Here is an 8410-nt window from a genome sequence, read left to right as displayed (position 1 = left end):
CCCGTGCCGTTCCGCACGGTGTTCCGCCACCGCGCCTACCGCGCGGCGCTGTTCTCCAATTTCGCGACCGGGTGGGCGTCGTTCGGGCTGCGCATCGCGCTGGTGCCGCTGTTCGTCGTCGAGGTGCTGGGCCGCAGCCCGGGGGCGGCCGGTCTGGCGCTGACGGCGTTCGCGGTGGGCAACATCTCCGTGGTGATCCCGAGCGGCTACCTGTCCGACCGCCTCGGGCGGCGCAAGCTGATGATCGCCGGACTGACTCTGGCGGCGGTGTCGACCGCCCTGGTCGGGTTCACCGCGTCGTTTCCGGTGTTCCTGGTGGCGGCCTACGTCGCCGGCGCGGCCACCGGGATCTTCGTCTCCCCGCAGCAGGCCGCCGTCGCCGACGTGGTGGGCAACAAGTCACGCGGCGGGACGGCGGTCGCGACGTTCCAGATGATGGCCGACTTCGGCTCGATCGGCGGCTCGCTGCTGGTGGGTCTGATCGCCCAGTACACGTCGTTCGGCTGGTCGTTCCTGATCAGCGGCGTCATTCTGGGCATCGCGGCGGTGGGCTGGATCTTCGCCCCCGAGACGCGGCCCAGGCGGTCCAGCGAGCACACCGAAGCGCGCCCGCTCGGCCCGGAGGCCGGCGGGGAAGTCCCGTGACCAGCGATTTTGAGGGCCAACCCCTCGTGGTGTAACTTCGATGAGCACGACAAGGGGCTATGGCGCAGTTGGTAGCGCACCACACTGGCAGTGTGGGGGTCAGGGGTTCGAATCCCCTTAGCTCCACCACGGAACGAGCAGTTCAGCCGAATCGGTCGCACCGGTCGGCAGCATCTACCGAAAGCGATCATGTCCGAGGACCAGATCACCGACGTTCCACCGAACCACCTCTCCATCGATCCGAACAGCCCCTTCTACAACGAAGAGGCGCTGCTGCGCGATGTCGGCATCCGCTTCAACGGCGCCGAGAAGACCAATGTCGTCGAGTACGACGTGGCCGAGGGCTGGGTGCGGGTCGAGGTGCCCACCGCCAAGGATCGTCGCGGCAATCCCATGGTGATGAAGCTCAGCGGCACGGTGGAACCATATTTCCGCCGGGCGAAGTAACGCCGACGCGCGCTGAGCGAATGCTCAGCAATCCGCGGACGTAGCCGTCATCCTGGGGTAGCTTCCGCTGCATGTCCTTGGAGCTGGCCTCGTTCTTCCGGACGACTCTGCCGCTCAACCTCGGCGGGTTGGACGCGCTGGATGACGGCCGCTACCACTCCATCTGGATGCCCGATCACCTGGTGAGCTTCTGGCCGGACTCGATCTGGACGCCGGAATTCACCGATCTCGCGCAGGCCTCGCCGTCACCGCACCGTTACCTCGACACCGTCGCCCTCGCCGGTGCCGTCGCGGCTCGCACAACACGCGCTCGGCTCGCCACCAGCGTCCTCGACACCGTCCGCCGCCACCCGGTGATGCTGGCCCAGTCGGCACTGTCGGTGAGCCATCTCTCCGACGGCCGGTTCATCCTCGGACTCGGTGCCGGCGAGCGCGAGAACCTGGCTCCATACGGCTTCGATCACCGCGGCACGGTGAGCCGGTTCGCCGAGGCGCTCCGGTTGATCCGGTTGCTCTGGGACACCGACGGACCGATCGACTTCGCCGGAGAGTTCTTCACGCTGGAGCACGCGCGGCTGGACACCGACCTGCACCCCACCGGCCCGCCGCCGATCTGGATCGGCGCCAACGGTCCTCGGATGCTGCGGCTGGTGGGCGAATTCGGCGACGGCTGGTGGCCGACGGGCAGCGCCGGGCCGGAAACCTATTCCCGTCAGCTGGCGTGCATCCGCGAGGCGGCCGAACGCGCCGGACGTGACCCGGCGGCGATCACGCCGGCGAAGATGGTGGTCTGCCTCATCGGTGAGCCCGACGAGCTGAGCGAGATCATGCAACGTCCGCTGGTGAAGTCGCTGGTGCTGCAACTGACGGCCGACGCGCTGGCCGCCGCCGGTCACCGACACCCGATGGGGGAGCACTGGCGCGGCATCCAGGACATCGACCCGCGCGTGCTGACCCGCGACCGGCTGCTCCAACTCTTCGAGCAGGTCGACCCGGCCGCGATCCTGTCCGTCGTCCCGCACGGCACACCGAAGCAGGTCGCCGTGCAGATCGCCGCCTTCGGTGAGGCGGGTGCCCGGGTCGTGTCGGTGCTGGACTACAGCGGAATGGCCGGGCAGGCCTACGCCGCCGCGTCGGCACGCAAAGTCCGCGACGTCGAGGACGCACTGATGCAGCTCACGGGAGGCAGCCCATGACGTTCTTGGACACCGACGTCCTCATCGCCGACGCGCGCGAGTCGACGGGCCTCACCGATTTCGGTGACGACACCCTGCCCGCGCGTGTGGGACTGGTGGTCGACAGGCTGAACAGCGCCCACCTCGACGACGCAGGTTCGGCGGCCGCCGTTCGCACCATCGACGGATTGCTGACGAGCCGCCTGCACTTCATCGCCGACCGCGCACGCCTGCCGCTCGCGGCCGAACGGATCACGGCCCCGCTCTTCGCCACCGGGGAGCCGCGGTCCGGGACGACGCTGCTGCACGCTCTGCTCGCCGAGGACGAGGACTCACGCGCGCTGCGCTTCTGGGAGGTGATGTATCCCTCCCCGCCACCGGGCCCGGCCGCCGCCGACGATCCGCGCCGCGCGCAGGCCGACGCCGACTGGCGGGAGATCCTCGACCGCATCCCGCCGTGGATCGTCAGCCACCCCTACAACGATCTGCTCGGCGCCGGGCTGCCCGAGTGTGAACGTACGTGGGCGTTCGACTTCCGCGCGATGAACCCGAGCGCCTGGTGGCGGGTTCCGCTCACGATCCAGAACTTCCCGCAGGACCACCACGCGCAGTACGCGCTGCATCAAATGATGCTGCAACACATCCAGTACACCCGCGCACCGAAGCGTTGGGTGCTCAAGGGATTTCACGGTAGACGCCTGCAGGCGCTGTTCGGCACCTATCCCGATGCCCGCATCGTGTGGGTGCACCGCGACCCCGTACAGGTACTCGCCTCGCAGATCGTGGCCTTCGGGCAGATCAACGAGAGCCTCGCCGGGACGCTGGACTGGACCCAGTACGCCAAAGACACGATCGAGGGTTCGCGCGCCAACTTCCACGCCTACCTGACCGACCCGTTCGTGGACGACCCGCGTATCCACCACGTCCGCTACCGCGACTTCGTCGCCGACCCGGTCGCCACGATCGGCGCCTTCTACGACTTCGCCGGCGTGCCGTTCACCGCCGCAGCCGAGAAGTCGATGCGCGACTACCTCGTCACCAACCGCAGCGACCGGTACGGCAAGTTCACCTACTCCACCGACGTCCTTCCGGTTCCCGTACGGCAGCTGCACGACGAATTCTCCTCCTACCGGGAACGATTCGGCATCGACGTCGAGACGAGGCGCTGATGGCGTTCGGTGACGGCGAGGACGACGAGGCGCTGCGCGCGGCGTGGCACGAGTTCTGCGACCGGCTCAGGGCGGCCGGTGATCTGGCCTTCAAGGACACCTCGCCGGCGAATGCCCTGCAGCGTGCCGACGCCTTCCGCTACCTGACCCAGAACCTCGGGCAGGCCTACGATCTCGCGCTGGAGACCAAGGACACCCGCTACCCGGTGATCCATCCGTTCTGCGGGCCGGCCCGCAAGCTCGGCGGCGACAACGCCGATTTCGTCTATCTGCAGGCGTGGATCGACGGCGCCTCGACCTACCGGATCGCCGGTGACCGCGGCACGGCGCGTTTCATCAACTTCACCGTGCAGGGCCCGCGCCCCGCGAAGGACGTGTACTACGGCGCCGATCACCCCAACCTGCATGAGCCCTTCGGTGACACCCCCGAGGCGAACCTCACCGGTGACGACCTGGTCACGGAGCCCGATGGTGGCTTCGTCCTCTACGTCGGCGGTGAGCGCCGAGAACCGAACTGGCTTCCCACCACCCCCGGTTCCCGAAAGCTGTTCATGCGGCAGGGTTTCGACTCGTGGGAGGAGCGCTCGGCGCAGTTCAGCATCGAGCGCATCGACATGGATGAGCCGCGCCCCGTGCCGACACCGCAGGATCTGATCGCGTCGATGCAGTGGGCCGGTGACTTCCTCACCGGGGCGATGACGGACTGGCCGGACCGGGAACTGGAGATCGGTTCGTTGTTCGGTGAGCCGGAGCCCAACGTGTTTCCGGGTGCGCGCTTCACCGGCACGGCGGAGCAACGCGATGCCCGCCGCGGCCGCCTCATCGTCACCATGCCGTGGCGACTCGGGCCGGACGAAGCGTTGATCTTCGAGTTCCCCGACGGCGGGGAGTTCTGGATGCTGACCAACATGGGCGCGTTCTGGAACAGCATGGACTACCTGTACCGGCCGGTGAGCCACACGCCGAGCAGAGCGGCGGTCGACTCCGACGGCCGCGTACGAATGGTGATGGCGCACAACGACCCTGGTGTGCACAACTGGATCGACACTCAACGCTTCAGCGAGGGCTACCTCACGATGCGTGTCATCGGGAGCCGGCAGTTGCCCGAGGTCAGCACCACGGTCGTCACCGCAGCCGAGCTGGACACCGTCCTGCCTGCCGACACCCGGCGCGTCACGCCCGACGAGCGGGCCGCGCAATTGCACGCACGCTTCGACGCCATCCGGCGCAGATACAGGATGTGACATGGACCCACGACTCGAGACGCTCGCCGCGGCGGCCTTCGACAACGCCTACCACGTCGGCCAAGTCGTTCCTGATCTGATGTCGGCCATGGAGTCGCTCGCCGGCGCCATGCAGATCACATGGGCGCCGCCGTTCGAGATGCGCAGCGGCTTCACCCGTCCAGACGGCTCCGCTGACGACCAGGCCGTACGCCTCGCCTTCTCCACTTCCGGGCCGCCGTATCTGGAGCTGATCGAGGTCGTCACCGCCGCTGACTCGATCTTCGCCGAACCGAAGCTCGGCGGCCTGCACCACGTCGGCTACTACGCAGAGCGCTGGCGTGACGACGTCGCGCGGCTACAGGACGACGGTTGGGAGTTGGAGCGCACGGGCGCCGGCGTCGCATTCCTGCGCGACCCGCGTAGCGGCCTCCGTGTGGAGGTGGTGAGTTTCAAGGGCCGTGACTTTCTGACCCGGGTGCTCAGCGGCGAGATGGCCCAGACCTACCCGTTGTCGGAGCGTCCGTGACCGCAGTCGCGCACACCTCGTACGGAGCACTGCGCGGCGACTCGACTGGAGACGTCGTAGTCTTCCGCGGAGTGCCGTACGCCGCACCGCCGACGGGCGAGCGCCGTTGGCGCCCACCACAGCCCGCCGTCAACTGGCCCGGCGTACGCGATGCGACCGCGTTCGGGGCGATCGCGCCACAAGACATCTCGCCGGAACGACTGGCCAAGCGCGGCCTCACCATGAGCGAGGACTGTCTCACGCTCAACGTCTGGACACCCGCGGTCGACGACAACCGCCGACCTGTTCTGGTCTTCCTGCACGGCGGCGGGCAGACGCAGGGTCACGGCTCGGCACCGCTGCTCGATGGTGCGCGGCTGGCCCGGCGCGGTGACATCGTGGTGGTGACGATGAACTTCCGGCTCGGCGTGCTGGGTTCGCTCTACGCTCCCGGCTGGCACGGGGCCGAGTCCACCAACCTGACATTGCGCGACCAGAGGCGTGCGCTGCAGTGGGTGCGCGAGGAGATCGGCGCCTTCGGCGGTGACTCCGGTGCCATCACGGTGGCCGGGCAATCATCCGGCGCCATCGCGGTCGCCGCGCTGCTCGCCGGAGGCTGCGCACTGTTCGACCGCGCGATCCTGCAGAGCGGAGGGCTGGAGCGCGTCCGTTCGACGGAGGCCGCCTCGGCCGTCGCCGCACAACTGGGTGCCCTCACATGCGGCGACGAACCATCTGAGGAAATCCTTGCCGCACAACGCGGTATCGACAGCGGATTCGTGCCGCCGCAGGGCCCGTTTCATCCCTGTATCGATGGGGACGTCATCGCCGAGCATCCATTGGTGGTCGCGCGCACGCGCGACATGCGTCCGGTCCCCATCCTGGCCGGGACGACGCGTGACGAGTGGCGGATCTTTGACGCGCCGCTGGAGGAGGGCGTCTTCACCGAGCGGTACGTGCGGGACAGGGCGCAGGCTCTCGCGGGCGACAGCCACGACGCCGACACGGTGGTGGCGACCTACCGCGCCGGCCGACGCACGCTTCGCGATATCGCGAGCGCATTGGTCACCGATTACCACTTCACGGCGCCGACAGAGCAGTTCGTCCGGGCCCACGCCGAGCGCGGCAACACGGTCTTTCGGTACGAATTGCAGTGGCCCTCTCCGCGTGCCGGACTGGGCGCCTGTCACGATTCCTGCCTGCCGCTGCTCTTCGGCAACCTGGACGCTGCCCCCGTGCTGGCGGGTGACGACGAGGCCGCGCTCCGCATGTCGGATGTCGTTCAGGGGCTGTGGCTGGAGTTCGTTCGTGGGCGAGAGCCGTGGGAACGCTACGACGGTGCCGGACGGCCCACGATGCTGCTGGGCCCCGAGACGCGGATCGTCCGAGGCCACCGCGCAGAGCAACTCGTCATCTGGGAAAACCGCTATCCCGCCTACGGATAGGCGAATTGGCGAAGCGAGCGCCGACGGACGCGAACAGCGCTGACCGAGCCGGAGGCTACGATGCGCGCCTGTCGGCGAGATGAGTCGTCTGTCGGCCTGACCTGGAAGCGCATCCTCGTCCACAGGTTGGAGAATCCGCGGCGGTCAGGCCGCTTCGTCTTCTGGGGGTGCCGGTCCGCCGGGTTCGCTGGGGTCGTCGGCCGGTCGCGGGGTACCCGACTGCGCGTCGCCGACCTTCTCAACTTCGGCGGGTTCGGTGGGCGCTTCAGTGTTGTTGTCGCTGAGAGGTTCCGGGTCCTGGGGTGGGCGGAGGAGTCGTTCGGGGCGGTGGTAGTTGTTGAGGCGGGCTTGGCCGGTGTCGAGGTCTGGTGGGGGGATCCATTCGACCTCGCAGCGGTTGTTCATTCGGGTGGTCCAGCCGCGGTCTGTGTCGACGCTGCGGTTGTGGGGTCCGCAGGCCAGGCCGAGTTCGTCGATGTTGGTGTTGCCGCCGTCGGCCCAGTCGGTGACCACGTGGTGGACCTGGGAGCCGTAGGCGCCGACGGTGCAGCAGGGTTTGGTGCATCCGCCGTCGCGGGCGATCAGCATGATCCGCTGTGCCGGGGTGGCGATGCGTTTGGCGCGGAACAGATCCAGCGCCGATCCGGTCGCGGCGTCGAACACGGCCAGGTAGTGGTTGGCGTGGCCGGCCAGCCGGATCACGTCCTTGATCGGCAGCACGGTGCCGCCGCCGGTGGTGCCCACCCCGGCCCGGGATTGCAGGTCTTGCAGGGTGGTGCGGATGATGATCGAGACCGGCAGCCCGTTGAGTGTCCCGAGTTCGCCGCTCATCAGGGCGATGCGTCCGACGGCGACCAGCGCGTCGTGTTGACGCTGGGCCAGGCTGCGGTGGTCGTTGTCGATCTGGGCCTGGGTCGGTGTGCCCGAGGTACACGGTTCGGGGTCGTCGGGGTTGCACATCCCGGGTGCGGCGTACTTGGCGAGGATCGCTTCGAGCACCGCGCGTGCTTCCGGGGTCAGCTGGGCGGTCATCGCGCTCATCCCGTCGGGGCCTTGTTTGCTGATCGAGACCCCGCGTGTGCGGGCGCGTTCGGTGTCGTCGGGTTCGGGGCCGTCCTGATCGAGCAGGAACAGCGTCAATTCCGCGGAGTCTTTGAGTTCTTTGGGGCCGTTGCCGAGCGCGGTGCGGACCAGGTCGAGTTCGAACTGTTCCCGGGTGGTGGTGTCGACCCAGCCGGGCAGCTTGGTGACCGCTTTGCGGATCACCTCGACGTGTTCGGCGGTGATCAGCCCGCGGGCTTGGGCGACCGCGGTGGCGGGCAGCAGTGGCGGCAGCGAGGGCCCGGTCAACCCCGGACGCGGCGCCAACAGGTCAGCTTCGGTCAACCTGCGGTGGGCCTCGCTGGTCGAGATCCGCCAGCGCACCGTGAGCACCTCTTTCCAGGATTTGGCGCCCATCTGCTGGGGGGTGGCCTCGACCTGTAGGCGGGCCAGCAGGCGGTGGCTCATCGCAGGCAGCCGGCACCACAGGGTTTCGAGCTCATCGAGGGCCGCTACCAGCTCGGGTCGGGTCAGCAGGTCGACCTCACAGGCGGCCACCTCATCAAAGGCGGCACACAACCCGCTGACCGCGTCCTGCAACTCGCTCCCCGACATACTTTCGAACAAACTTACTGCTTATCTGCTTAAGTGGACCTATGCTGTTCAGCGTGGGTGTCGAGGGCGCTCCCGTGGGCGGTGTGGACTACCCGCGGACCTATCAAGAATTCCGGGCGTGGTTTCCCGATGACGCCTCGTG

Annotated in this window: 8 protein-coding genes and 1 tRNA gene; 8 read left to right on the top strand and 1 reads right to left on the bottom strand. The window is 68.2% G+C overall.

The genetic code is table 11. From position 1 onward, the window contains the following. The 8 genes from ASJ79_RS12970 to ASJ79_RS12935 all read left to right on the top strand — a co-directional run. Window positions 1-645, top strand: a 645-nt coding sequence (locus ASJ79_RS12970) for an MFS transporter (protein ID WP_156448412.1), incomplete at its 5' end; no start/stop codon positions are given. A 53-nt stretch (window positions 646-698) separates the two neighbouring features. Further along, window positions 699-774 (top strand) — tRNA-Ala (locus ASJ79_RS12965). Window positions 775-834: 60 nt separating this feature from the next. Further along, window positions 835-1092, top strand: a complete 258-nt coding sequence (locus ASJ79_RS12960; RefSeq protein WP_067955729.1) for a DUF3297 family protein — start codon at window positions 835-837, stop codon at window positions 1090-1092. Between the two features lie 71 nt (window positions 1093-1163). Then, on the top strand, window positions 1164-2288 hold the full coding sequence (locus ASJ79_RS12955; protein WP_067955726.1) for an LLM class flavin-dependent oxidoreductase: 1125 nt from the start codon (window positions 1164-1166) through the stop codon (window positions 2286-2288). Next, on the top strand, window positions 2285-3436 hold the full coding sequence (locus tag ASJ79_RS12950) for a sulfotransferase (RefSeq protein ID WP_067955724.1): 1152 nt from the start codon (window positions 2285-2287) through the stop codon (window positions 3434-3436). The genes ASJ79_RS12955 and ASJ79_RS12950 overlap by 4 nt, the downstream gene beginning before the upstream one ends. Next, the gene (locus tag ASJ79_RS12945; RefSeq protein ID WP_067955722.1) at window positions 3436-4680 is read left to right on the top strand and encodes a DUF1214 domain-containing protein; all 1245 of its coding nucleotides are present in this window, start codon (window positions 3436-3438) and stop codon (window positions 4678-4680) included. Before ASJ79_RS12950 ends, ASJ79_RS12945 begins: the two co-directional genes overlap by 1 nt. A gap of 1 nt (window position 4681) precedes the next feature. After that, window positions 4682-5188 (top strand): VOC family protein, encoded by a 507-nt coding sequence (locus tag ASJ79_RS12940; protein ID WP_067955720.1) that lies wholly within the window; start codon window positions 4682-4684, stop codon window positions 5186-5188. Next, window positions 5185-6612 carry a carboxylesterase/lipase family protein gene (locus tag ASJ79_RS12935; protein ID WP_067955718.1) on the top strand — a complete coding sequence of 476 codons (1428 nt, stop codon included), beginning with the start codon at window positions 5185-5187 and terminating at the stop codon, window positions 6610-6612. The genes ASJ79_RS12940 and ASJ79_RS12935 overlap by 4 nt, the downstream gene beginning before the upstream one ends. 144 nt (window positions 6613-6756) lie before the next feature. On the opposite strand, the gene ASJ79_RS12930 is transcribed toward ASJ79_RS12935, so the two are convergent. Further along, window positions 6757-8268 carry an HNH endonuclease signature motif containing protein gene (locus tag ASJ79_RS12930; RefSeq protein WP_067955715.1) on the bottom strand — a complete coding sequence of 504 codons (1512 nt, stop codon included), beginning with the start codon at window positions 8266-8268 and terminating at the stop codon, window positions 6757-6759. Between the last annotated feature and the right edge of the window lie 142 nt (window positions 8269-8410).

The organism is Mycobacterium sp. NAZ190054 (genome assembly GCF_001545925.1).
In the GTDB taxonomy this organism is placed as follows: Bacteria; Actinomycetota; Actinomycetes; order Mycobacteriales; family Mycobacteriaceae; genus Mycobacterium.
This window is presented reverse-complemented; position numbering and strand designations above follow the sequence as displayed.

What these genes read in the sequence shown, in the direction of transcription:
- ASJ79_RS12955 (WP_067955726.1), top strand. Translation starts at nt 1,164, where the DNA reads ATGTCCTTGGAGCTGGCCTCGTTCTTCCGGACGACTCTGCCGCTCAAC.
- ASJ79_RS12960 (WP_067955729.1), top strand. Translation starts at nt 835, where the DNA reads ATGTCCGAGGACCAGATCACCGACGTTCCACCGAACCACCTCTCCATC.
- ASJ79_RS12950 (WP_067955724.1), top strand. Translation starts at nt 2,285, where the DNA reads ATGACGTTCTTGGACACCGACGTCCTCATCGCCGACGCGCGCGAGTCG.
- ASJ79_RS12930 (WP_067955715.1), bottom strand. Translation starts at nt 8,268, where the DNA reads ATGTCGGGGAGCGAGTTGCAGGACGCGGTCAGCGGGTTGTGTGCCGCC.
- ASJ79_RS12945 (WP_067955722.1), top strand. Translation starts at nt 3,436, where the DNA reads ATGGCGTTCGGTGACGGCGAGGACGACGAGGCGCTGCGCGCGGCGTGG.
- ASJ79_RS12940 (WP_067955720.1), top strand. Translation starts at nt 4,682, where the DNA reads ATGGACCCACGACTCGAGACGCTCGCCGCGGCGGCCTTCGACAACGCC.